A 24,903-nucleotide genomic window follows, 5' to 3' on the forward strand; every position below is an offset into this window, starting at 1 on the left:
CGGCCGCTCGAGCGACGCCGTCAGTACCGACGGCCCGGCTAGCGCCGTCGTGCTCGTTCGCTGCGGACCGCCTGGCTAGCCGATCGCCGCGACGATATCGCCCGACATCGCGCCCAGTTGGCCTGACCAGCTTCCCCAGCCATTGTCGCCGCCGCCGGGAAAGTCGAAGTGACCGTTGTGCCCGCCCACCCTGCGGTATTGCGTGTAGAACATCTTGCTGTTGCCCATCGCCTCGGCCGCCTGGCCGATCATGGCGGCGGGATCACTCGAGCCGATGTTGGTCGGGCTGAAGACCCAAACCCGGGTGTTGTTCTGTGCCAGCAGTGCGGCATGCACGTACGGGTCGTGCCACTTCCACCTGCCCAATTGTGGGGCTCCCCACATCCCATTGGTGTCCACGCCGCCGAATTGCCGCATCCCCGCCGCGATCGCACCGTTGGTGGCGGTGTTTGACGGGTACAAGAAGCCCGACAACGATCCGGCGTAGCCAAAACGGTCGGGATGGAAGGCCGCCAGCGCCATCGCCCCGTAGCCCCCTTGGGAGGCCCCCACCGCGGCATGACCACCGGGCGCCAGACCCTTGTTCGCTGCCAGCCAATCGGGCAACTCAGCGGACAGGAAGGTCTCCCATTGCTTGCTGCCGTCCTGCTCCCAGTTGGTGTACATGCTGAAGGCACCGCCGGCGGGTGCGACGACCGAGAGCCCCTTACCAGCCATGGTGTTCATCGCGTTACCCACGGTGACCCAGTTGCTGACATCCGGGCCGGCATTGAAGGGATCCAGGAGGTACACCGCGTGCGGCCCGCCGGCCAGAAAAGCCACCGGGATATCGCGGCCCATCGCTCCCGACGGCACCATGAGTGTCTCGTACGGTGCGGCAGTCGCCGTCGATCCCGCCGTCACCGTGGTCACGCCGAGGCCAACCGCCAGTACGACAACCCCCAGCATCCGTAGCAGCGCCGACAAGCCCTTCATGTCCACCTCCATCGTCCGCCGCCGTGTGCGCACACAGCGGTTAGCCCTCGTGGCAAACTCCGGCCCGCAGGTAGCTAACCACAACCGGACGGCGGGAGATAGAGACAGGATCTCGAGACTAGAGATAGACCAGACAGGGAAAGCCTCACGGCGGCGACCCGAAGGGCCGCCGCCGTGAGACGTGTTGGTGCGTTGCTGCCTAGACGCCCTGGGCAGTCTCCGTGTTGGGTGTCGCACCGAGGACTCGCTGCAGGTCGGGCTTCATAGCGTTGAGCTGCGCGCCCCAGTACTCCCAGCTGTGGGTGCCGGTGTCCGGGAAGTTGAACACCGCGTTGTGGCCACCACCGGCGTTGTAGGCCTCCTGGAACTTGATGTTGCTCGTCCGCACGAAGCCTTCGAGGAACTTGGCCGGCAGGTTGTTGCCACCGAGATCCGACGGCTTGCCGTTGCCGCAGTAAACCCACAAGCGGGTGTTGTTGGCGATCAGCTTCCCAACGTTCAGCAACGGGTCGTTACGCTGCCACGCGCCTTCTTCCGAGGAACCCCACATGTCGGAGGCCTTGTAACCGCCCGCGTCACCCATCGCCAGACCGATCAGCGTCGGACCCATCGCCTGAGAGGGGTCCAGCAGGCCCGACATCGCGCCAGCGTAGACGAACTGGCCCGGGTGGTAGGTCGCCAACGTCAGTGCCGAAGAGGCCGCCATCGAAAGACCAACGGCCGCACTGCCGGTGGGCTTGACCTGCTTGTTGGCCTGCAGCCACTGTGGCAGCTCGCTGGTCAGGAAGGTCTCCCACTTGTAGGTCTGGCAGCCGGAATTGCCGCAGGCCGGCTTGTACCAGTCGGTGTAGAAGCTGGACTGCCCGCCGACCGGCATCACCACCGAAATCCCCGACTGGTAGTACCACTCGAAGGCGGGGGTGTTGATGTCCCAGCCGTTGAAGTCGTCCTGCGCACGCAGACCGTCGAGCAGGTACAGGGCCGGCGAATCGGCACCTCCGCTCTGGAACTGGATCTTGATGTCGCGGCCCATGGAGGCTGACGGAACTTGCAGGTACTCAACCGGCAGGCCGGGCCGGGAGAACGCCCCCGCGGTCGCCGTGCCGCCGACCACGCCGAGACCCGACAGCAGGGCCGCACCGACGGCCCCGACCACGAGCCGGCGCGGCATGCCCGCTAGGGCACCGCGAACTCTGTCAACAAGCTTCATCCTTGGCTTCCCTCATTCTCATTCTGTAAGCGCATCCAGATAGGTTTGGGCGCATCCTGAATTAGGTCATGCTGCAAGCGCGCGGCGCTGCAGCGCCCGTGTAGTCAACCACAACTTTCGGCGTCCACCGTCATCGAACGCGGCGCCGCATCCGCGATCCGGTGGCCACTGATACTGCCTGTGATACTGCCTGGCAGGGAGTTTCGGATGAGAAAAGACGGTCTGAAGTGGCTTTTCCGCGCGCGCACGGGATCGAATATCCGCCGCCGAAGAACCAAGTGTGATCTTGCTGTCAGTTGGCGAGGCGATATGTGGATCCCCGAAATCGAGCCAGCCAAACGGTCGGGCTCAAGCAGGCTCACGGTGGCTCGGAATCGGCGAATTGCCGTCGCCGGTCACGCCGGAGGCGGCGAGCCAGGCACATCAGGGATGTCGAGCCCGCACCTGACGAGCTCGTAGAGCGGAACACGGTCGATTCGATACCGGGTGAACTCGTAGGAGTGCAAGACGTTAGAGATGAATCGGTGCAGGCTCATCGGGGCGCGCACCGAGTTCAGCACCGCCCGGGTCGCGGGGCATTCCAGGGCCGCTTCGGCCTGTGCAACCCACTGCTGGTCGATATAGCCAGGAATGCCCGGATACCACTTCACCCAGGGACCGTCGGCGATCACCCAGTCCGGAAACAGGTTCTTGTCGTGGCCGATGCGCCCGTGCTGGAGCCGGTCGGTGTGTTGCGCCAGCGTGTTTGCCAGCCCTATTTGGTCGAGAACCCTGACATCGAGTCCGACATTCATACCCAGCATGCCCAGGTTGGTGAAGAACACCGTGTGCTGTGGCTCTCGGGCCGCCTTAGGGCTCGCGCTGGGTCCGGGCGCGGGCGCACCCGGTGGAGGTGCCGGCTGCATCATGGGCACGATGTCCCACTGGTTGTAGTTGCCGGAGGGCAGCAACAGCGCCCCGTCCGGAGTGTCTTCCAGTGCTCTCAAGACTGCCGCCATCCTCGGGTAATCGAGGTAGTCGGCGGCGGTCAAGGGGTGCGCGTGTCCGGTGGCCTGCGCGTAGAAACGACGCTCGTCGACGATCCCCGAGTAGGTGACCCGGGTAGCGTCGTCACCCATTCCGGGCGAGTTGGCGGCCCACAGCGACCAGGCGGCAACCCCAAGCCAAAGCAAGCTGACCGCCCCACCCAGCCAGTAGCCGGTTTCCTTGGAGAAGTCCTTTCCGTCGGGCACGACGACGGGAATGACCGCAACCGGAGCCAGCAGACAGAACAGCGGCACCAGCAAAACCCGGCCGTGCATGAAATCGCCGCCCTGGCGAATCCAGTACAGCGCCTGCACCAGGCCACTGACGAGGATGAAAGCCACCACGGCCGGTGGGCTTTGCACAGCCCGGGCCACCCGACCGTAATCAGGCGCCAGGGCCGGACGCAGAAACGACGGCCGCCGACGAGCCGCCATCAGAAGCAAACCCAGCGGAACGAGGATCACGACCGGCACCCAGATCGCATACGGCCGATTGAAATTGGCAAGATAGATCATGCCCTGCGACCACTTGTCGCCGGCAGCGTCCTTGGCCAGTGCAGTGCCCGGCACCAGCAGCCCGTAGTAGCCCATCCGGAATATCTCGTAGGCCACCGGCAGCAATCCTCCGGCCGCCACGATCAGCGCGCGGTGGCGCCAGTTGCGGGCCGCGATCAGCATCATGATCAGCGCCAGCCCGCCAATCAACGCCAGCTCGGGCCGAACCAGGACGCTGCATCCCGCGAGGAAGGCCAGCGCACTGATGAACGCTCGGCCGTCCGGACGCGCTCGCAGGGCCTGCGACCAGCAGACCATCATCCACCACAACAGCCCCAGATAGGCGAGCACCAGCCCGGTCTCCAGCCCCGAGGTGGCGAAGTCGCGTGCCGGTGGCACCGCGATGTAGACCAGCGCCCCCGCCGGCAGCATGATCGCCCGGCGGCCCCGCAGGCTCGGCGCGTACAACCGGCCGGCCCCCAGCATCAGCAGCACCACACCAGCCAGGGAGAGCGTCAGAGCCAGCGCCAGCGCCACGTACTCCAGTCGCATTGGACCGCCGACCCAGCCGCCCGCGTACAACAGATACGTCCATATCGTTGACGTGTTCGCTTCGACCCGCTCACCCTCGTTGAATACGGGCCCGTTGCCGGCCAACAAATTGCGGACCGTGCGCAACACGATGAGTCCGTCGTCGGCGATCCAGCGTCGTTGCCACGTCCCCCAGCCGAACAGCACGACAACCGCTGCCACGCTGAGCCACAGGCTGACCCGGACGACGGGCTCGTAGGGGAACACCGGCCATCTGGGCCGTCTGACCATCGGCCGACGCGGCAGCGGCCCGGCGCGGCGAACCGTGAGATTGGGGCTAGCCGAAGGCAACAGCGGCCCCTACGGTTGCGATCCAGGCCAACGCCAGTAGCTGCAACACGCGGTCACGCAGCGCGATGTCTTCGGGCTCTCCCGCCAGCCCGCCGTCGACGTCTACCGCGTAGCGCAGGATCGCGATAGTGAACGGAATCATGGAAACCGCGAACCACGACCCGGAATAACCGTCGCGTTCGAAAGCCCACAGCCCATAGCACAGCACCACCGCAGTGGCCGACATCGTCCAGACGAACCGAAGGTAGGTGCTGGTGTAGCTCTCCAGCGACTTGCGGATCGCCGCGCCGGTGCGCTCGGCCAGTTGCAGCTCGGCATAGCGTTTGCCGGCGACCATGAACAGCGACCCGAACGCCATCGTCAGGAGGAACCATTTGGACAACGGTATGTCGGCAGCCGCCCCCCCGGCGATGGCACGGATCAGGTATGCCGACGACACGATGCAGACGTCGATTACGGCTTGGTGCTTGAGACCAAAGCAGTACGCCAACTGCATAGCGAGGTAGACCGCAATCACTAGGGCCAGGTTCGGAGTGAGCAACCAGGCGCCGGCCAAAGACGTTGCGCCCAGCACGGCCGCGAGGGTGTAGGCCAACCACTCGGGGACCACCCCGGCCGCGATCGGACGGAATCTCTTGGTGGGATGCTCTCGGTCAGCCTCGATGTCACGCACGTCGTTGATGAGGTATATCGCCGAGGCGGCAAGGCTGAACACCACGAACGCCACGCCAGCCTTGCTCAGCACCTCGGCGTAGTCGTACTTGACACCACCGCCCAACGCGGCCAGCGGCGCGGCCAGCACCAGCACGTTCTTCACCCACTGGCGCGGGCGAATCGCCTTGACCAACCCGGCGACCAGATTGCCCGGAGGTCTGACTACCACGTCTTCACTCATACCCGCTCATCTCTCTGGCGCCCCATCAGCTCGGATCGCGATCGCCGCGACGGCGGCGCCGAGGGCGACGCCGGCCGCGACATCGCTGGGATAGTGCACCCCGAGCAGCACCCGCGATACCGCCATCGGAGGCACCACCGTGGCGGCGCACACTCGTTTGGACAGTCCCGCGGCCCTTCCCATGAGGATGGCCGCGGCCGTCGTCGAGGTGGCATGCGCCGACGGGAAACTCAACCGGCTGGGTGTGGAGACGTTGACCACAACCGCCGGATGGTGCGGCCGTGGGCGGCGTACCAACCGCTTGATCAGTACGGCGGCAGCGTGGGCGGCGAACACGCCCGCCCCGGCCACGAGCCAAACCCGCCGCCGGCGGGGGACCAGAACCGCGCCCAGGAGCGACCCAGCCAGCCAGCCGATGCTGTGTTCACCGAAGTGCGATAGTCCGCGCGCGGTGGCCAGCACCTGTGGCCGGTCAGCCAGCGCCGACTGCACGGCCACCATGGCGGCGACTTCGCCGTGCGGCGCGGCCGGTTCAGCCATGCCCTGACTCTTGGTTGACCGCAGCGCCCGCCGCTGGCAGCAGTGCAGTTTCCCACTTCTGCTTGCTGGACAGCACCGGGAGCGCGGCGCGGTACATCGTGCGCATTTCGTTGCATCGTCTCGACAACTGCCGCTGGCGGCGCAGTGATTGCAACAACAACCAGGCCATCTTGGCCCGATCCCGCTGCCGATAGACCACGCCGCACCCGTCGGCGGTGGTGACGGTAACCCCGTCGACGGTGCACAGCAGGAACCAACGTGCGTCCTGGGTCGGCACGTTGAACTCCGGCCGGCGGTGGTGTTCGGGGTTGGCGACCCGCAGATTGTGCAGTATCCCCCGCGCCAGCCGGTAGGCGATGGTCACGGGGTTCGTTGGTGGTTTCATGACTTTGTTCTTGTGCAACGGCGGCGGCAGCTCGCTGGCCGCCGGCAGGACGACCGCGTCCGGATAGTCCTTGCGCATCCGATGCACTTCCGGCAGTGCCGATTCCAGGATCGAGAAGATGTGCTCGGGACCAGCGAGGAAGTCGTCGATGGCCTTGTTCTGAATCGCCACCGTCGAATATTCAAGGCAAGCGAGGTGTTTCAGGGTTGCTTTGAGGTGGCTGCGGACCAAGCCGGTGAAATCACCGTCCCAGTGCAGCGCCGCGACGACCAGCCGGTTTCGCAGGTGGAAATAGGCCTGCCAGTCGATCGCGTCGTCCTTGTCACTCCAGGCCATGTGCCACACCGCGGCGCCGGGCAGTGTGACGGTCGGGTACCCGTGCTCGGCGGCGCGCAGACCATAGTCGGCGTCGTCCCATTTGATGAACAGCGGCAGCGGCTGACCCAGCTCCTCGGCAACCTGCCGCGGGATCATGCATGTCCACCAGCCGTTGTAGTCGACATCGATGCGTCGATGCAGCAGCTTGCTTTTGTCCTCTTTGTCTTTCTTGTCTTTATTGTCTTTGTCGTTCAACGGATATTCGGCGAAGTCGTGGTCATACTCCGTATGCGGTGCGGCAGTCCACATGAAGTTTCCCCGGTTGACGACCTCACCCATGATGTGCAAGTGCGATGGCTCCTGCAGGTTGAGCATCTGCCCACCCACCAGCATCGGGGCTTTGGCGAAGCGGTGCATGGCCAACACCCGAAGGATCGAGTCGGGCTCGATTCGGATGTCGTCATCCATGAACAGGATCTGTTGGCAATCGGTGTTTTTCAGCGCCTCGTACATCACCCGGCTATAGCCGCCGGAACCACCCAGATTGGGCTGGTCGTGGATCGACAGCCGATTGCCCAGTCGGGCCGAAGCGGCGGCGAATTCAGGGTGATCGCGCACCTTGCGCACACCCTGATCGGGCACGATCACTGCCCCGATCACCTCGTCGACGAGCGGGTCCGCAGTGAGCTCGGCCAGTGCATTGACGCAGTCGCCGGGGCGATTGAACGTGGGAATGCCGACCGCGATGTTGGCCTTCACCGGAGGGGGACCAGTGGCGTACCAACCACCGTTGTGCACGGTGACCGCGGTGTCTGTGGTGATGTCGAACCAGATCCAGCCGCCGTCCTCGAAGGGTTGCAACCCGACCTCGACCTCGACCGCCTGAGGCTGATCCTCGCTGCCGGCGAACGCGCGACCTTCGATGAAGATGCGCGCTCCCGTGGCTTTGCTCCGGTAGACATCGACACGTCCGGCTCCGGCCAGCTCGACCCGCAACACCACCGACGTGCACGTCGTCCAGCGTCGCCAGTAGCTGGCCGGGAACGCATTGAAGTACGTCGCGAACGACACACCCGACTCCGCACCGATCTGCAGCGAGGTGCGGGTTTCGGCATGTGCGCGCCGCGCATTGGTCGGCGACTCCTCGAGATACAACTTGCGCACGTCGAGGGGTTCGCCGGGACGCGGCAGGATGATTCGCGAAAGCAGGCTCACCGCTGTCATCGAGCGCCGCTCTCCTGCGCACACGGGTGGGGGTACCGCCCACACACAGGGGCGAACCCCCATCTCATCGCTTCGCCTGCTTCGCCGGCGCGCATGCGCGCTCACCTTCTTCCTGCAGCGGGGCGCCGTCGCGCAGATGCGGCGCTAAGACGTTGTTGTACATGTTCAATGCGCTCGCGATGGCCATGTGCATATCCAGATATTGGTAGGTGCCCAACCGGCCGCCAAACAGCACCTTCGATGACGCGGTCTCGGACTTCGCCCTGGACCGATACGCAGCGACCAGGGCGCGGTCGGCCTCGGTATTGATCGGATAGTAGGGCTCATCGTCGTCCTCGGCGAACCGAGAGTATTCCCGCATGATCACCGTTTTGTCTGTCGGATAGTCGCGCTCGGGGTGGAAGTGGCGGAATTCATGGATGCGGGTGTAGCGGACATCGAGGTCGTTGTAGTTCATGACCGCCGTGCCCTGAAAGTCCCCGATGGGCAGCACGTCCACCTCGAAATCCAGGGTGCGCCAGCCGAGGCGACCTTCGGCGTAGTCAAAGTAGCGGTCCAAGGGGCCGGTATAGACAACCGGCGCCGAGGGGGATTCTTGGCGCAGCTCGTCGCAAACATCGAACCAGTCGGTGTTGAGCCTGACCTCGATCCGGTCGTCGGCCGCCATGTTGGTCAACCAAGCGGTGTAACCGTTGACCGGCAGGCCCTCGTAGGTGTCGCTGAAATACCGGTTGTCAAAGGTGTAGCGCACTGGAAGCCGACTGATGATGGAAGCCGGCAACTCGGCGGGGTCGGTCTGCCACTGCTTGGCGGTGTAACCCTTGACAAACGCTTCGTAGAGCGGCCGGCCGATCAGTGAGATGGCCTTCTCTTCGAGATTCTGCGCGTCCGCGGTGGCAATTTCGGCAGCCTGCTCAGCGATGAGCTGCCGCGCTTGCGCGGGGGTGAAGTACTTGCCGAAGAACTGCGACACCAACCCAAGTCCCATCGGGAACTGATAGGCCTGGCCGTTGTGCATGGCGAACACCCGGTGCCGGTAGTCGGTGAACTCGGTGAACTGCCGCACATAGTCCCAGACCCTCTTGTTGGAGGTATGGAAGAGGTGAGCGCCGTACTTGTGGACCTCGATGCTGGTGCTCGGCTCGGGCTCGGAATAGGCGTTGCCACCGATGTGAGGGCGCCGCTCGACGACGAGCACACGTTTTCCGAGTTGGGTAGCAACGCGCTCGGCAACCGTCAGACCGAAGAATCCGGAGCCGACGACGAAGAGGTCAAAGCGAGCGGTCATCGGTTGCCTAGGGTATCTGACCGCGCTGGCAAAACCCCATTTTGCCGGCTCCCCGGAGTGGGAACCGGCCACGCCCTGCTGACGGCGAGATCCGTCGAGGTCGAGTAACCGAAGACCGCAGCTTTGGTCGCGATTGCCTCACGATTCGATATAACCACTCTAGTCACAAAAGCCACACTCGTACCATCGAGCGTGTGGGGTTCGCGCCAGGCACCCGGGACTTCGGGGCCGAGCGGACCCAACGAAACGAATAGTCCACATTGAGGAGACTTCCGTGCCGAACCGACGCCGACGCAAGCTCTCGACAGCCATGAGCGCGGTCGCCGCCCTGGCAGTCGCGAGTCCTTGTGCGTATTTCCTAGTTTACGAGTCAACGAACGGCACCAAACCGCCCGAGCATCATGAGTTCACGCAGGCAGCGTCACTGACCGACCTGCCGGGTGAACTCATGTCGGCCCTATCGCAGGGACTCTCGCAGTTTGGGATCAACCTGCCCCCAGTGCCTTCCCTCACCGGCACGAGTTCGCTCAGCCCAGGCCTGGGAAGCCCGGGGTTGTACGGGCCCGGCCTGGACAGTCCGGACCTGTATAGCCCGGGCCTGACCAGCCCAGGCTTGACCAGCCCGGGGCTAACCAGTCCAGGGTTGACCAGCCCGGACCTGACCAGCCCTGGCCTGACCAGTCCGGACCTGACTAGCCCAAGTCTGGCGTCGCCCGGGCTGACACCGATTACCCCCGCGGAACCCGGGACTCCCCTGATTCCGACCCCGGGCGCCGGGGTCGACCCGGCACTGACCAGCCCGACAGGCGTCGCACCGGGCCTGACCAGCCCGACGGGTCTGGATCCCGCGCTCATCTCACCCATGGGACCCAATGAGGTGCCCATCACCACGCCAGTCGGATTGGATCCCGGTATGGACGGCACCTACCCGATCCTTGGTGATCCAACCTTGGGGAGCATGCCGGTGACCGGCGCAGCGGCTGCTCCCAGTGGCGGTGGCGGGCTCGTCAGCGATGTCATGGACATCGCCAATCAGTTGGGCGCCGGACAGGCCATGGACCTGCTCAAGGGCGTGCTGATGCCATCGATCATGCAGGCCGTCCAGAACGGCGGCGCCGCAGCCGCGCCGGCCGCCCTTCCGCCGGCCGGCCCCGCCGCGGTGCTTCCGCCCGTCGCCCCCGGCGCCGGTGCAGCGGTCCCGCCCGTCGTGCCCGTCCCCGATGGGGCGCTGCCGCCAATAGACCCGATCAACGTGCCGGTCACCTAAACGGAGACCGCGCCCCGAGCCTGTCACCTGACGGCACCGCAGAGTCGCGTTGGACCAGGACCCAGCATCCCGTCCAACAAATCATCCTCTGCGGTGTCGTCGACAGGTTTCGCATACCCATACCGTGTCGCCTCACAAATAACAAAAGAAACACACGTAACATCACGTGGTGCCCTCTCGCAGCCGTGCACCGACGATGCTGCTTACTGCGATCGCAACGACCGTCGTGATCGTTGCGTGGATGTACAACCGTCCGCAGCCCCGCACCCACGAGCCACCCCGGCCGCCCGACACCAAGATCGCCGAGCAGCCCCTGGTCGGCCTTGGCGGTGGTGTCACCGTGCGCGAACTCACTCAGCAGACACCGTTTTCACTGGTGGCGCTCGCCGGCGACCTGGCCGGCACATCAACCCGGGTGCGCGCCAAGCTCCCCGACGGCTCCTGGGGGCCCTGGTACCAGACAGAGTATGAAACGGCAGCACCGTATCCCTCCGGCATCGACGACGAGACCGCGCCAAGTAGCCCCGATCAGACGCCCCGCAGCACCGACCCGGTGTTCGTCGGCACCACCAACACCGTTCAGATCGCGGTGACCCGGCCGATCGACGCGCCCGTGACCCAGCCGCCGGCAGGCGCACCACCGGGCGATTCGCCGGACGGGCACGCTCTGGGATACCTACCGGCGACCAAGGAACGGCCTTTCGGCCAGAACATCTCCGCGATTCTCATCTCGCCGCCGCTGGCACCCACCGGAACGCAGTGGACACCGCCGACGGGCGTGCTCATGCCGGGCCAGCCGCCGACCATCATCAGCCGCGCGGAATGGGGCGCCGACGAGTCCCTGCGATGCGGTATGCCGCAGTACGACCGCAGCGTGCGCGCAGCGGTCATCCACCACACTGCGGGCAGCAACGACTACTCGCCGCTGGAGTCCGCGGGGATCGTCAAAGCCATCTACACGTATCACAGCAAGACGCTGGGCTGGTGCGATATCGCCTACAACGCACTCGTCGACAAATACGGCCAGGTGTTCGAGGGCAGTTCCGGTGGCCTCACTAGACCGGTCGAAGGATTTCACACCGGCGGATTCAACCGCGACACTTGGGGAGTAGCCATGATCGGCAACTTCGATGACGAGCCCCCGACGCCGATCCAGATCCGCACGGTTGGCCGCTTGCTTGGCTGGCGGCTAGGTATGGACGACGTCAACCCCGAGAGCAAGGTGGATCTGGAATCAACGGGTAGCACCTACACCACCGTTCCGGGGGGCGCGATAGCGGAATTGCCGACCATCTTTACCCACCGCGATGTCGGCAACACCGACTGTCCAGGCAATGCCGCCTATGCGCTGATGGACGAAATACGCGACATCGCCGCGCATTTCAACGATCCTCCGGAGGAGCTGATCAAGGCGCTCGAGGGTGGCGCAATCTATGAGCGATGGCAGGAGCTGGGCGGGATGAACAGCGTACTGGGCGCGCCAACCTCGCCGGAGGCGGATGCGATGGACGGGGCGCGCTACGCAACTTTCGCCAAAGGGGCCATGTACTGGTCGCCGATCACCGGCGCTCAGCCAGTCACCGGCGCGATCTACGACGCCTGGGCATCCCTGAGCTACGAACGCGGTCCGCTTGGACTGCCAACCAGCGCGGAAATACAAGAGCCGCTGCGGATCACGCAGAACTTCCAACACGGGACGTTGAACTTCACGCGAATTAACACCAACGTCAGCATGGTGATCAACGGGATCACGACACCCGTTGCTACACAGACTCCGCGCGGGCCCGAAGTGCCCCTCGAACACTTCTCCCTGCCCACGCATCCCGAAACTTAGCGCACCATACGCCCAGCGCCTCTGTTGTCGAAATTGTGCAATTGGCACGCAAATACGCGCAATTCCGTGCGATTTTCACACCAATTTTGTGCAACTTTCACACTAATTATCTGAAGACATGCAACTTCCGACGCGGTACGCCGGGTCACACTACCCTTGGTACAGGCCAACCCAGAGTCGCAGAACGTTCGTCGAGAGGAAAAGTTCGTGTCGTTCGTGGTCGCAGCGCCGGAGACAGTGGCTTCTGCGGCCGGGAATCTGGCGGGCATCGGTGCGACTCTAGAGCAGGCAACCGCGGCGGCGGCAGCCCCGACGACCGGCGTCGCAGCCGCCGCCGCTGACGAGGTGTCGATCGCCATCTCGCGGCTGTTCGCCACCCACGGCCAGGAATTTCAAGCCATCAGCACCCGGGTGGCAACGTTTCATTCCGATTTCGTGCGCCTGCTCAACGGCGGCGCGTCGGCATACATTGAGACCGAGATCGCCAACGCCGGAAAGAATTTGGTGAACGCGGTGAATGCGCCGGCCCGGGCGCCGCTCGAGCTCGCACTGCGCAGCGGCGTGTCCGCTGTCACCAATGGTGAAGCAGCGGCCCTCGTGTCCGACCAGATCGGAGCGGGAGCGAAGGCCGTGTCCAGGATCGTGGCCGACGTCCCCCGCCTGCAGGCGCTCGAGACCGCTCTGTCCCCAGGGTTGTTGGGCCCCGCCGCAGCCGCCGGCGTTCCCGGCGGCGCCTACGGGCAACTCTTTTCCAACACGGCCACCAACCTGCAAGCCCTCTACAATGCCTGGTCGGCGAACCCGTTCCCGTTCCTGAGCCAGATCATCGCCAACCAGCAGGTGTACTGGCAGGAGATCGCCGCAGCGCTCGCTAATGCCATCCAGAACTTCCCTGCCCTCTTGGCCAATTTGCCGGCCGCCATCGAGGCGGCCATCCAGCAGCTCTTGGCCTTCAATGCGGCGTTCTACATCCAACAGATCGTCAGCACGCAGATCGGCTTCGCCGAACTGTTCGCCACAACGGTCCAAAGCGCGGTCGGCGACCTCGTTGCCGGGTGGCCCAATTTTGAGACGGGGCTTCAGCTGGCCTTTCAGCAGGCCCTAGCAGGCAACTACCAAAACGCGGTGGCTGATTTCGGACAAGCGCTCAGCGATCTCTTGATCACCGGGTTCGACACCAGCGACGTAACGGTTGATGTGGTGGGCACCACCGTCAACGTCACAGCCAACCCCAAGCTGCTCGGGCCCCTGGGAGACCTGTTCACCATCATGAACATCCCCGGACAGCAGGCGCAATTCTTCACCGACTTGATTCCGCCCTCCATCCTGCGGGACATGGCGCAGAACCTCACCAACGTACTCAATACGCTCACGCTCCCAACCATTTCCGCAACTCTTTCGATACCGCTGCTCGACCCCGCATCCGGAACGCTCAGCGCCTTCTTCGGGGTGCCCTTGGTACTCACCTATGCCTTCTTTGGTGGGCCGTTCAACGCGCTGAACGCGATCGCGGCGAGTGCGGAAACGATCCAGGAGGCCCTGTCGGCCGGGAATTTCGCGGGCGCGGCGGGTGCACTCATTGATGCTCCGGCCTACGCGTTAGACGGCTACCTCAATACCGCGGCCACGTTGGATACGAACATCCCGGTGCCAACGGGTCTCAACCCACCATTCCCCACCCAGGTGCTGATCATCCTGCATTTGCCCTTCGACGGGATTCTTGTTCCGCCCCATCCGGTTACGGCAACGATAGATACCGGCATCATCGCCCCATTTGACGTAACCGTCTTCGGCACGCCCTTTGCGGGAATGGTTCCGCTGCTGGTCAACTACATCCCCCAGCAGCTCGCCAACGCGATAACACCGTGACGCTGTGTGGTTGAACCACCAACTGCCTGAAGACGCGTAATTTCCAACGCGGGTACGCCGGGTCCCACTACCATTAGGTCGTCAGGCCAACCCAGGGTCACCGGGCGTTCGTCGAGAGGAAAAGCTCGTGTCTTTCGTGGTCGCAGCGCCGGAGGCAGTCGCGTCTGCGGCCGGGAATCTGGCAGGTATCGGTGCGACCGTCGAGGAGGCAACCGCTGCGGCGGCAGCCCCTACCACCAGCGTCGCGGCCGCCGCCGCTGACGAGGTGTCGATCGCCATCTCACAGCTGTTCGCCACCCACGGCCGGGAATTTCAAGCCATCAGCACCCGGGTAGCAACGTTTCAAGCCGATTTCGTACGCCTGCTCCACGGCGGCGCGTCGGCATACGTCGAGGCCGAGATCACCAACGCCCGACAGAATTTGGTCGCCGCGGTGAATGCGCCTGCCCGCGCGCCGCTCGGGCAGCTGCTGCAAGGCGGCGTGTCCGCTCTCACCAATGGTCGAGCAGCTTCGGTCGTGTCGGATCAGATCGGAGCGGGAGCGAAGGCCGTGTCCAGGATCGTGGCCGACGGGCCCCGCCTGCAGGCGCTCGAGACCGCTCTGTCTCCAGGGCTGTTGAGCCCCGCCGCCGCCAGCGTTCCCGGCGGCGCCTACGCGCGACTCTTTTCCAACACGGCCACCAACCTGGCGGCCCTCAACAACGCGTGGGCCGCCAACCCATTCCCGTTCCTGCGGCAAGTTCTCGCCAACCAACAGGTCTATTGGCAGGAGATAGCTGCGACGATCGGCAGCGCCATCCAGAACTTCCCCGCCAATCTGGTGAACTTGCCGGCGGCTATCGAAGCTGCGGTCCAACAGCTCTTGACCTTCGACGCGGCGTTCTACGCAGCGCAGTTCATCCATACCCAGATTGGCTTTGCCCAGACGTTCGCCACGACGCTGAACAGCGCGGTCACCGGCATCGAAGCCGGGCTGCCCGCTTTTGAGGTGGGCGTTGAGACGGCCTTTCAAACGGCGCTGGCGGGTGATTACAACGCCGCGGTAGCCATTTTCGGGCAAGCCACAGCAGACCTCTTGGTCACCGGGTTCGACACCAGCGACGTGACGATTAGCACACCAGGCAATAACTCGATAGTCGCTACGGCGAATCCCAAGCTGCTTGGCCCGCTGGGAGATCTATTCACCCTCATGGCGATCCCTGGACAAGAGGCACAGTACTTCACCGACCTGATGCCACCCTCGATCCTTCGGCAGATGTCGCAGAACCTTACCGATGTTCTCAATGTGCTCACGAACCCCAGCATTTCGGCAACCCTGTTTATACCGCCGCCGCTTAACTTCCCAGCGGGAACGCTCAGCGCCTTCTTCGGGTTGCCCTTGATGCTCACCTATTCGGCAGCGGGTGCGCCTTTCGCGACGCTGAATGCGCTCGCAGACAGTGCGACAGCCATTCAGGAGCCGCTGATTGCCGGCAACGGCATGGCGGCGCTGAGTGCTCTCATCGATGCTCCGGCGGTGGTGGCAGACGGCTTCCTCAACGGCCAAGCCGCCATAGATATGCCCATCCAGGTGCCAACGGGTCTCCCAGGACCACTCTTGCCCACTGAGATACTGATTGTGCTGAACCTGCGCTTCGACGGGATTCTCGTTCCGCCGCATCCCGTTACGGGAACGGTCAGCTTCCCGGGTTACATCATTTTTCCGGGTCCAATTGAGGTAACCGTGTTTGGCACACCCTTCATGGGACTCGTTCCCCTGCTGGTCAATTACCTACCCCAGCAACTCGCCACGACAATCACACCCGCACCGTAGCGGGTTGTCAGGACCACCAACGCTCCAACACCCGCGCGACACCGTCGTTGGTATTCGGCGCGGTGATCTCGTCAGCCGCATCGAGCGCGTCGGGATGCGCGTTTCCCATCGCAACGCCCCGACCAGCCCGCAGCAACATCGGCACGTCGTTAGGCATGTCGCCGAAAGCCAGCACCTCAGATTCGGAAATCCCCACTGGTCTTGCGACTTCGTCAACACCGGTGGCCTTGCTGATACCCACCGGCACAATCTCCACCAGTCCGTTGTTAGTGGAGTAGGTGATATCGCCCTCGAAGCCGATATGCTTGGCCAGTTCCGCGGCCATGTCGGCACTGGAAGCGCCAGACTTGCGGATGAGAAGTTTGATCGCTGGTGCGCTCAGCAGATCTTCGACCGACACCTCCGTGTTGTCCGGGTTCAGCCACGCGTGTTCGTAGCCCGGCGAACTAACAAACTGGGGCGTGGCCGTGTCGTGCGCGCTGTCGCCGATTCGCTCTACCGCCAACCCGGCACCGGGGATGACACGCGTAGCAATTTCCGCCAACGCTGCCAGGATGTCGACGGACAGGGTACGTACCGACACCACCCGGTCCGTGGCGGGGTCGTAGACGACAGCGCCGTTCGCGCACACCGCGATCGGTGCAAAGCCGAGTGCCTCCACTACGGGCCACACCCAGCGCGGCGGTCGGCCCGTTGCCAGGATGAAGCGCGCACCATCGTCGACCGCGGCCCGTACCGCGGCGCGAGTACGTGCGGTGACGGTTTCCGCGTCGTCGAGCAAGGTGCCGTCAACGTCGCACGCAATAAGCGCCGGGCGAGTCGGAATTGTCACTGGCGGGATCAACCTTGGCGGCCGGGCGACCCGGTCAACGTAGCCCCCCTGATCGTCGCTGCGGCGATGAGACGCCGTCATACCCGCGCTTCTGCGTCCGCTCAGCCAATTCGGCAACCCGCATCATCCTGGCCTCTTCCTGGCTCGGCGCACCGCCACCCAGACGACGCGGCACCCAGTACGCACCCTGAGGATGTGGGTACTGCTCTTGCACCCGGTGCAGCAGGGTCGTCATCGTTTGCCGCAACTCGACGTTGAGCTGGTCAACATCGCCGTGCGGCTGCAACGACTGACCTACGGACACGGTAATCGGAATCTTGTTGCGGAACAGGTTCCTTGGGTGATCCTTCGGCCAAATCCGGTGTGCTCCCCAGACAATCATGGGAACTATCGGCACCCGCGCCTCTAACGCCATCCGGGCCGCCCCGGTCTTGAACTGCTTGAGTTCAAGGCTGCGGCTGATGGTGGCCTCCGGGTGTATCCCGACGAGTTGGCCGTCCCGTAGTCGTCGTACGGCGACGGCGTACGCGTTAGCGCCCTCGCTGCGATCCACCGGGATGAGCTGGGCGTGCTTGATCACATAGTTGACCGCTCGCACGTCCTGCATTTCGGCCTTGATCATGAACCGCAACCGCCGGCCACACTCATACGCGGCGATCGACGCGGGAATCCAGTCCACGTAGCTCGTGTGATTGAGGGCGATCAACGCGCCGCCACTGTCGGGAACATTGTCGAGGCCATCAAAGGTGATCTTGTTTCCGTTCGCCGCGACGATCGACGGGACGAGGAACTCCATCATTCGGAAGAATGGCTCCGACACGTGATTCTCCTTCATCCGTCCCGCGGTTCCCGCGGAGTTCGGCTGGCGGCTTTCGCCGCTGCCTCGTCAGCGTCGAGTCGTGCCGCCTCGGCCAAGGTCGGGGCACCGCCGCCTAGCCGACGAGGCACCCAGTACGCCCCGGCCGGATGAGAATAGTCCTGCTGAACCTGGTACAGCAGCGAATTCATCGATTCTCGCAGTACCGCCTCCGTCGCTGCGATGTCTTCGCCGACGCGCAACGGTGTACCCACCGCCACGCTGACCGGCACTTTGTTGCGGCCCACATGCTTTGGGTGGTCCTTGGTCCAGATCCGCTGAGCGCCCCAGACAATGACCGGAACAATCGGGACATCCGCTTCCCTGGCCATCCGGGCGGCGCCCGTCTTGAACTCTTTGAGCTCGAAACTGCGGCTGATCGTGGCCTCCGGATACACCCCGACCAGCTCTCCCTCGCGAAGCCGCTGCACCGCAAGGGAGTAGGCGGCCGCACCGGCTCGGCGGTCAACCGGAATTGTCCGGGTGTGCCTGATCAGGAAGTTGACCACCTTCACTCGTTGCATCTCGGCCTTGATCATGAATCGCATCCGACGGCGCCGGCGATGCATCGCCAGCGCGGCCGGCAGCCAGTCGACGTAGCTGGTGTGATTGATTGCGACGACCGCGCCTCCGCGATCGGGCACGTTCTCCTCACCGACATAGGTCACCCGGGTTCCCGAGGTCACCACGAGCAAGTGGGCCAGGATCTCAAGTATGCGGTAGGTGGGCTCCGCCATCGGTCACTGCTCCGGCGCCCCGGCGGGATGGGCGCGCTGGGCGCGGCGAGCGGCCCGTAGCGCTGCCTCCTCGGCGTCCCGGCGGGCGGCCTCGGCGAGCGAGGGCGCGCCGCCCCCGAAGCGGTGCGGTACCCAGAACTCGCCGGCCGGATGGGGTCCGTACTGTTCTTGGGCTCGCTCCAGCAAATGCTGCATCCGGGAATGCAGCAGGCTGGTGAGTTCGGCGGTCGGCAGTGTCGGGTCAATCGGATCACCAACCAGCACCGCGACCGGCACTTTCGGACGAAACAGCTTCTTGGGGTGGTCCTTGGTCCAGATGCGCTGGGCACCCCAGACGATGTGCGGAATGATCGGCACGCCGGCGTCAATCGCCATTCGCGCGGCTCCCGACTTGAATTCCTTTATTTCGAAGCTGCGGCTGATTGTCGCTTCGGGGTAGACGCCGACCAGCTCGCCGGCCTTGAGCATCGTGACCGCGGCTTCATAGGAGGCAGCCCCGTCTCTCCGGTCCACCGGGATATGCCGAAGCCTGCGCATGATCGGCCCGGTGATCTTGTGGTCGAACACCTCCTGCTTGGCCATGAACCGCACCTTGCGCGCGAGGCCCTGCTTGTAGGCGGGCAAACCCGCGAAGGTGAAGTCGAGATAACCGGTATGGTTGATCGCGATGACCGCACCGCCGCTGGCGGGTAGGTGCTCTTCACCCGCGACACTGATGCGCAGGCCCTGGATGCGCCAGGTCAAGCGGGCAAGCTGAATGATAGTCCCGTAATACGGTTCCACAGCTGCTTAGCCTAGTGCTCCCGGCTGTGCGCTGCCCAGAGTGCCGAAAAGAGGCGCGCTTGTCCTTTCCATCGTTGCCGCCGGCGGTGCCGGCCCTGGTCAACCGGTTGGCCGCCGGCAGACCCGTGCATGCGGTCTGGGTCAACGAGCTGGGGGGCATCACCTTTCGGATCGGCTCCGGCGCCGAATTCGTCAAGGTTGCCAAGCCGGGCTCCGTCGACTTCACCAATGAAGCCCACCGGTTACGTTGGGCTGCCCGGTACCTCGCGGTACCGCGGGTCCTGGGCCTTGGCGTGGACCACGGCCCAGACGGGGACTTGGCGTGGCTGCGCACTGGCGGGCTACCGGGTGTGTCCGCGGTGCACCCGCGCTGGCGCACGTCCCCGGACGTGGCGGTGCGAGCGATCGCAGTGGGGTTGCGCGCGTTGCATGACCGACTACCGGCGCCGTCGTGCCCGTTCAGCTGGTCGGCGCAAGACCGGCTGGCCACGCTGGAGCCGCTACGACGGGCCGACCTGGGCCAGCCACCTCCGATCGATCAGTTGGTGGTGTGTCATGGAGACGCGTGTTCGCCCAACACGCTGATCGACGACATGGGCCGGTGCTGCGGTCACGTCGACTTCGGCGATCTCGGTGTGGCCGATCGGTGGGCCGACCTCGCAGTGGCCACATTGTCGCTGCAATGGAACTATCCCGAGTACCCGGGCCGGTGCTGGGAGGACGAGTTCTTCGCCGCCTACGGTGTCACGCCGGACCCGCTGCGCATCGACTACTACCGCCGGCTGTGGCAGTCCGAGCCGAACGGGTCAGGCTAAGCTCGAAGCGCGTTTCACGCACGATGGTGCACGCGGAGACGAGCCCCCCAGAAAGGTATTTATGCAGGTCACAAGCGTCGGTCACGCCGGCTTTCTGATCCGGACCCACGCCGGCAGCATCTTGTGTGATCCCTGGGTCAATCCAGCGTATTTTGCGTCCTGGTTCCCGTTCCCAGACAACAGCACGCTGGATTGGGAATCCCTGGGTCAGTGCGACTATCTGTACATCTCGCACCTGCACAAGGATCACTTCGATGCCGAGAACCTGCGTGCGCACGTGAACAAGAACGCGCTGGTGCTGCTCCCGGACTTTCCGGTGCCCGACCTGAGAAATGAGCTACAGAAGTTGGGATTTCACCGGTTTCTCGAGACCACGGATTCGGTCAAGCACCGGATCAGTGGTCCATCGGGGGACCTCGACGTGATGATCATCGCCTTGCGGGCACCGGCAGACGGCCCGATTGGCGACTCGGCGCTGGTCGTTTCGGATGGCGAAACCACTGCCTTCAACATGAACGACGCGCGCCCGATCGATCTGGAGGTCCTGGCAACCGAGTTCGGCCACGTCGACGTGCACATGCTGCAGTATTCGGGGGCGATCTGGTACCCAATGGTCTACGACATGCCCGCGCGCGCCAAGGAGGCCTTCGGTACCCAGAAACGGCAGCGCGGGATGGACCGCGCGCGCCAATACGTCGCTCAAGTGGGGGCGACCTGGGTGGTGCCGTCGGCCGGACCACCCTGCTTCTTGGACCCTGAGCTCCGCCACCTCAACGACGACGGCACCGATCCGGCCAACATCTTCCCCGATCAGATGGTGTTCTTGGACCAGATGCGGGCGCACGGCCACGATCGCGGCCTGCTGATGATTCCCGGCTCGATCGCGAACTTCACCGGTCCCACGCTCGATTCGCTGAGCCATCCACTGCCCACCGACCAAGTCGAGGCCATCTTCACCACCGACAAGTCGACCTATATCGCCGACTATGCAGACCGGATGGCGCCCGTCCTTGCCGCCGAGCGATCCCGATGGGCCCCTGCGGACGGCGAGTCCCTGTTGGAGCCGCTGCGCGCCCTGTTCGAACCAATCATGTTGCAAAGCAACGAGGTCTGCGACGGCATCGGGTATCCCGTCCAACTGGTGATCGGATCCGGCGACCTCACCGAAACCATAGTCTTGGACTTTCCGAAAAGGGCTGTGCGAGAGCAGATTCCCGATGAGAAATTCCGCTATGGCTTCGCGATCGCAGCGGAGCTGGTGCGGACCGTGCTACGTGATGAAGAACCCGACTGGGTCAACACCATATTCTTGTCCACCCGGTTTCAGGCCTGGCGGGTCGGCGGCTACAACGAATACTTGTACACGTTCTTCAAGTGTCTGACCGATGAACGGATCGCCTACGCCGACGGCTGGTTCGCCGAGACCCATGACGACTCTGCGTCGATCACTTTGGACGGCTGGGAGATCCAACGCCGTTGCCCGCACCTGAAAGCCGACTTGTCGAAATTCGGTGTAGTGGAAGGCGATACACTAACCTGCAACTTGCACGGGTGGCAGTGGCGGCTCGACGATGGTCGATGCCTAACCGCCAGGGGTCACCAGCTACGGAGTTCGCGGCCATGATGCACTTCTACGACGACGGAGTGATCCAGCTGGACCGCGCCGCAATTACACTGCGCCGCTACCATTTCCCGTCTGGCACGGCCAAGGTGATCTCGCTGGACCAGATCCGGGGATTCACGACCGAATCGCTGGGCCTGCTCGTGGCTCGATTCAACATCTGGGGTAGCCCCGATCTTCGCCGCTGGCTGCCGCTCGACGTATACCGGCCGCTCAAGTCCACCCTGGTCACCCTCGACGTAGCTGGAACATACCCAAAGCCCGCCTGCACACCAGCGCGCCCCGACGAGTTCATTGCCTTACTCGATGAGCTACTCGCACTCAACCGGGCATGAGCCTGGCGCGAAGAGGAGTGCGGTTTCTGCTCTGATAGCGCCCTTCGGCGCGGCGCTAGCGATCCGCGAGCGCCGCACGAGCGGCGTTGTAGCCGGGTATGAAGGTGATTCCTGGCCCACCGTGACAACCTGCGCTGCCCAGGTACAGCCCCCCGATCGGAATTGGTTGGCCACGAAACCCTTTCGGACCAGGACGATTCGGACCAATTTGCTCCGGATGCAATAACCCGTGGCAGTAGTCGCCGCCCGGAGCACCGAACATCACTCCCATATGCCTGGGGGTAAACGTGGTGTGCCGAATGATGCTGCGCTCAAAGTTGGGTGCCAACCGAGTGATCTTGTCGATCACTCGCTGACCCATTTCGAGCTTCGCCTGGCCGTAGCCCCGATGATTCGGGCCGCCCTCGATCGGAAACCACATCGCAAATGCCGACGCGGCGTACTTTCCCTCGGGCGCCAACCCGGGATCGTGGAGCGATGGGATCTGCAGTACAACGGTGGGGTCGGCAGGCACGATCCCGCGGCGAGCATTCTCCCACTGCTGCTGCACCTCCTCCGGGGTGCAGAAAATGCCCATCGAGGCCTGCAGGGTTGGGTCGCTGAGGGCCTCATAGGGCGCCGCGAACGTGGGGGGCTCGTCCAGCGCGAAGTGCATCTGCAGGTAGCTGCCGCGGTGGTCGATGCCCGAGTAGCGGTCCCGGATGTCTGCTGACAGCACCGAGTGGTCGATGAGGCCATTGATCGTGACGTCGGGTGCGATGGCCGAGACGACGATCGGGGCCTCGAAGGTGTCCCCTGCCTGGGTGCGCACTCCGCGTACGCGGCACCCGGACTGCGGCTGCGGATCCTGGTCGACGAGGATCTCGGCGACTTGGGACCGCAGCCGAACCTCGCCGCCGTTGCTCTCGAAGAGCTGGCGCAAGTGCTCAGTGAGCGCACCGACGCCGCCGCGTAGCTTTTTCATCTGCACGAATTGGCCTTCTGGGACGCCGAGGCCGAATGCGAGCGCAGCGGCGCTTCCCGGGGTCGCTGGACCACGATAGATCGTGTTGACAGCGAGCACGGTCATCGATCCGCGTAGCGCGGCGTGCTTATCGCGGTCGGGGAAATAGCGGTCCAGCACATCGGTGACGGAGCCGAACAGCATGTCATCGATGCACGAGCGCTCGAATTCGTTGGTCGCACAGGCATACATTTCATCGAACGTCTTGGGCTCAGTGGCGGCCTCAAACCGTCCCAGCGCCCGGGTGGGTGCCTGGCTCCACGCCAGCAGACCTGCCATTCCATCGACGGCATCTGCCCCATGCACGTCTGCCAGATGGTTCAACATCGTGATCGGGTCGGCGTACTGGACCAGCGGGTCATCGCCGACGCCACGCAAGGCGACCGACATCACCTCGAGGTCAACGGTCGGTAGGTCATCCAGGCCGAGTTCGGCGCTGACCGCCGCCGATGTCGGGAACTGCACCGAACCGGCGATCTCAAACCGGTACCCGTCGAAGAGCTCAACCGTCGAGGCCATTCCGCCCGCATACAGCTTCCCCTCTAGGCACAGGGTCCGCAGTCCGGCCTGCTGCAACAGCACCGCCGCAGTCAGCCCGTTGTGGCCGGCACCCACGACGATCGCGTCATAAGCCATGTCACGACCTCCCGGATTGCAGGCTGACACGACGGGTAAGTTTTGTCAATTATGACGAAACTCTGCTGAACGTCATCGGGGGCCGGAGACCCAGTCGTCGGCGAAGCCGACTCGCAACGATTCCAACGCCACGTGGCTCATGCGCGCCAACTCTCCCAATGATCGATTCTCGCCGAGCATCCAGACCTCCATGGCCCCGAACACCGCAGCCGCGATACAACGAGCCGCCACCGCAATGCGCAACCGAGCATCGGGCTTGCTACCCACCGCACAGCTACGTTGTTGCAGCTGTGCGGCGATAGCGTCGGCGAAGTCGGCCGACACGTCCTGGACATGGCGGACGATCCGGCCCGGATCGAGCTCGGAACCCCGGAGCGCGGCGATTTTCGCCACGGCCTCAACGTCATAGGGGAACGCGAATATGGCCGACTGTACGGAATCAATGATCGATTCATCGGAAGGTCTGGCCTGTAACGCCGCGCGAAACCAGTGCAGTCCGGTGTAGTCGGCAAACAACAAGTCGTGCTTGGACCGGAAATGGCGGTAAAACGTGCGCAGCGATACCCCGGCATCCGCAGCGATTTGCTCGGCTGATGTCTCTTCGACGCCCTGGGCAAGGAACCGCACCACCGCGGCCTGTCGCAATGCCTCGCGGGTGCGTTCGCTACGCGCGGTCTGTGCCGGCCTGACCATGGCAGTAAAGTACCCCACGCCTGCGCATTAGCACCCAGTAGTTATGTCAATATTGACAAAACTTGGTACTGGGGGTGAGACTGCGCCCATGGTGTCGCTCATCGTCCACGCCGTTCTCGGGCTTGCCGTCATCGCCTCGATCGTCGCGTCGAACCCTAGGGTTTATGCCCGGCCGGCCAACCGAGCCTGGTTCTCCCCGCTGGAATGTGTGTATTACGGCGTCGGCATCGCGTCGATCGGGTTGGGTTGGTATTTCAACATCCGCTTCGTGCAGGAGTACTCACACGGGTCCGCGAACCCCTTATGGGGTCCCGGCAGCTGGACGGACTTCATCCGCCTCATGTACACCAACCCCGCTGCGGGCTCCGCCAGTCAGGACTACACGATCGCCAACGTGATCCTGCTGCCACTGTTTTCCATCACCGACGGCTATCGGCGTGGCTTGCGGCGCCCGTGGCTCTACTTCGTGAGCAGTTTGTTCACCAGCTTCGCCTTCGCGTTCGCCTTCTACTTCGCCACCATCGAAAGGCAGCACCGGCACCGGAAAGCGCGCGAGCAAGCAGGCGCTTGAG

21 protein-coding genes are annotated in these 24,903 nt (G+C 64.1%); 8 read left to right on the top strand and 13 right to left on the bottom strand.

Going from position 1 to position 24,903, the window contains the following annotated elements; all coding sequences use genetic code 11:
* Window positions 1–75 precede the first annotated feature (75 nt).
* The 7 genes from F6B93_RS21970 to glf all read right to left on the bottom strand — a co-directional run bounded on the left by F6B93_RS21970 (window position 76) and on the right by glf (window position 9,237).
* Entirely contained in the window at window positions 76–975 is a 900-nt protein-coding gene (locus F6B93_RS21970) for an esterase family protein (protein ID WP_211696962.1), read from the bottom strand.
* A gap of 199 nt (window positions 976–1,174) precedes the next feature.
* A complete protein-coding gene (ag85A, locus tag F6B93_RS21975) occupies window positions 1,175–2,185 on the bottom strand; it encodes a diacylglycerol acyltransferase/mycolyltransferase Ag85A (protein WP_211696963.1) in 1,011 nt (336 codons plus the stop codon).
* 395 nt (window positions 2,186–2,580) lie between these two features.
* Window positions 2,581–4,527: a terminal beta-(1->2)-arabinofuranosyltransferase gene (gene aftB, locus F6B93_RS21980; RefSeq protein WP_246540914.1), complete on the bottom strand. Its 1,947-nt coding sequence runs from the start codon at window positions 4,525–4,527 to the stop codon at window positions 2,581–2,583.
* 46 nt (window positions 4,528–4,573) lie between these two features.
* Entirely contained in the window at window positions 4,574–5,482 is a 909-nt protein-coding gene (locus F6B93_RS21985; RefSeq protein WP_211696965.1) for a decaprenyl-phosphate phosphoribosyltransferase, read from the bottom strand.
* A gap of 6 nt (window positions 5,483–5,488) precedes the next feature.
* Complete coding sequence (locus tag F6B93_RS21990; protein ID WP_211696966.1) at window positions 5,489–6,022, bottom strand: phosphatase PAP2 family protein; 534 nt, start codon at window positions 6,020–6,022, stop codon at window positions 5,489–5,491.
* Window positions 6,015–7,949: a glycosyltransferase gene (locus tag F6B93_RS21995; protein WP_211696967.1), complete on the bottom strand. Its 1,935-nt coding sequence runs from the start codon at window positions 7,947–7,949 to the stop codon at window positions 6,015–6,017. Before F6B93_RS21995 ends, F6B93_RS21990 begins: the two co-directional genes overlap by 8 nt.
* 64 nt (window positions 7,950–8,013) lie before the next feature.
* Window positions 8,014–9,237: a UDP-galactopyranose mutase gene (gene glf / locus F6B93_RS22000; RefSeq protein WP_211696968.1), complete on the bottom strand. Its 1,224-nt coding sequence runs from the start codon at window positions 9,235–9,237 to the stop codon at window positions 8,014–8,016.
* Between the two features lie 274 nt (window positions 9,238–9,511).
* Between glf and F6B93_RS22005 the strand changes: the two genes are divergently transcribed.
* From F6B93_RS22005 to F6B93_RS22020, 4 genes are all read left to right on the top strand, one after another.
* The gene (locus F6B93_RS22005) at window positions 9,512–10,504 is read left to right on the top strand and encodes a hypothetical protein (RefSeq protein ID WP_211696969.1); all 993 of its coding nucleotides are present in this window, start codon (window positions 9,512–9,514) and stop codon (window positions 10,502–10,504) included.
* A gap of 169 nt (window positions 10,505–10,673) precedes the next feature.
* Window positions 10,674–12,338, top strand: a complete 1,665-nt coding sequence (locus F6B93_RS22010; protein ID WP_211696970.1) for an LGFP repeat-containing protein — start codon at window positions 10,674–10,676, stop codon at window positions 12,336–12,338.
* Between the two features lie 207 nt (window positions 12,339–12,545).
* Window positions 12,546–14,207: a PE family protein gene (locus tag F6B93_RS22015; RefSeq protein ID WP_211696971.1), complete on the top strand. Its 1,662-nt coding sequence runs from the start codon at window positions 12,546–12,548 to the stop codon at window positions 14,205–14,207.
* A 127-nt stretch (window positions 14,208–14,334) separates the two neighbouring features.
* Window positions 14,335–16,020, top strand: a complete 1,686-nt coding sequence (locus F6B93_RS22020; RefSeq protein ID WP_211696972.1) for a PE family protein — start codon at window positions 14,335–14,337, stop codon at window positions 16,018–16,020.
* Window positions 16,021–16,027: 7 nt separating this feature from the next.
* Here F6B93_RS22020 and F6B93_RS22025 read toward each other — a convergent pair whose 3' ends face one another.
* Genes F6B93_RS22025 through F6B93_RS22040 form a run of 4 tightly spaced genes read right to left on the bottom strand, consistent with a single transcriptional unit; the run spans window position 16,028 to window position 19,228 of the window.
* Entirely contained in the window at window positions 16,028–16,852 is an 825-nt protein-coding gene (locus F6B93_RS22025) for an HAD family hydrolase (RefSeq protein ID WP_425518482.1), read from the bottom strand.
* A gap of 34 nt (window positions 16,853–16,886) precedes the next feature.
* Window positions 16,887–17,672, bottom strand: coding sequence for a lysophospholipid acyltransferase family protein (locus F6B93_RS22030; protein ID WP_211696974.1), 786 nt, complete (start codon window positions 17,670–17,672; stop codon window positions 16,887–16,889).
* 11 nt (window positions 17,673–17,683) lie between these two features.
* Window positions 17,684–18,445, bottom strand: coding sequence for a lysophospholipid acyltransferase family protein (locus tag F6B93_RS22035; RefSeq protein WP_211696975.1), 762 nt, complete (start codon window positions 18,443–18,445; stop codon window positions 17,684–17,686).
* Window positions 18,446–18,448: 3 nt separating this feature from the next.
* Window positions 18,449–19,228 carry a lysophospholipid acyltransferase family protein gene (locus F6B93_RS22040; RefSeq protein WP_211696976.1) on the bottom strand — a complete coding sequence of 260 codons (780 nt, stop codon included), beginning with the start codon at window positions 19,226–19,228 and terminating at the stop codon, window positions 18,449–18,451.
* A gap of 59 nt (window positions 19,229–19,287) precedes the next feature.
* Here F6B93_RS22040 and F6B93_RS22045 point away from each other — a divergent pair, with 59 nt between their 5' ends.
* From F6B93_RS22045 to F6B93_RS22055, 3 genes are all read left to right on the top strand, one after another.
* Complete coding sequence (locus F6B93_RS22045; protein WP_211696977.1) at window positions 19,288–20,043, top strand: phosphotransferase; 756 nt, start codon at window positions 19,288–19,290, stop codon at window positions 20,041–20,043.
* 61 nt (window positions 20,044–20,104) lie between these two features.
* Entirely contained in the window at window positions 20,105–21,667 is a 1,563-nt protein-coding gene (locus F6B93_RS22050; RefSeq protein WP_211696978.1) for an MBL fold metallo-hydrolase, read from the top strand.
* Window positions 21,664–21,999, top strand: coding sequence for a hypothetical protein (locus F6B93_RS22055; RefSeq protein WP_211696979.1), 336 nt, complete (start codon window positions 21,664–21,666; stop codon window positions 21,997–21,999). The genes F6B93_RS22050 and F6B93_RS22055 overlap by 4 nt, the downstream gene beginning before the upstream one ends.
* Before the next feature lie 55 nt (window positions 22,000–22,054).
* Here the strand turns inward: F6B93_RS22055 and F6B93_RS22060 are convergent, their stop codons facing one another.
* Both F6B93_RS22060 and F6B93_RS22065 read right to left on the bottom strand, forming a co-directional pair.
* A complete protein-coding gene (locus F6B93_RS22060; RefSeq protein ID WP_211696980.1) occupies window positions 22,055–23,638 on the bottom strand; it encodes a phytoene desaturase family protein in 1,584 nt (527 codons plus the stop codon).
* A 72-nt stretch (window positions 23,639–23,710) separates the two neighbouring features.
* Entirely contained in the window at window positions 23,711–24,331 is a 621-nt protein-coding gene (locus F6B93_RS22065) for a TetR/AcrR family transcriptional regulator (protein ID WP_211696981.1), read from the bottom strand.
* An 88-nt stretch (window positions 24,332–24,419) separates the two neighbouring features.
* On the opposite strand from F6B93_RS22065, the gene F6B93_RS22070 reads away from it, so the two are divergent.
* Entirely contained in the window at window positions 24,420–24,902 is a 483-nt protein-coding gene (locus F6B93_RS22070) for a DUF2834 domain-containing protein (RefSeq protein WP_211696982.1), read from the top strand.
* Window position 24,903 lies beyond the last annotated feature (1 nt).

This window comes from Mycobacterium spongiae, from assembly GCF_018278905.1.
In the GTDB taxonomy this organism is placed as follows: Bacteria; Actinomycetota; Actinomycetes; order Mycobacteriales; family Mycobacteriaceae; genus Mycobacterium; species Mycobacterium spongiae.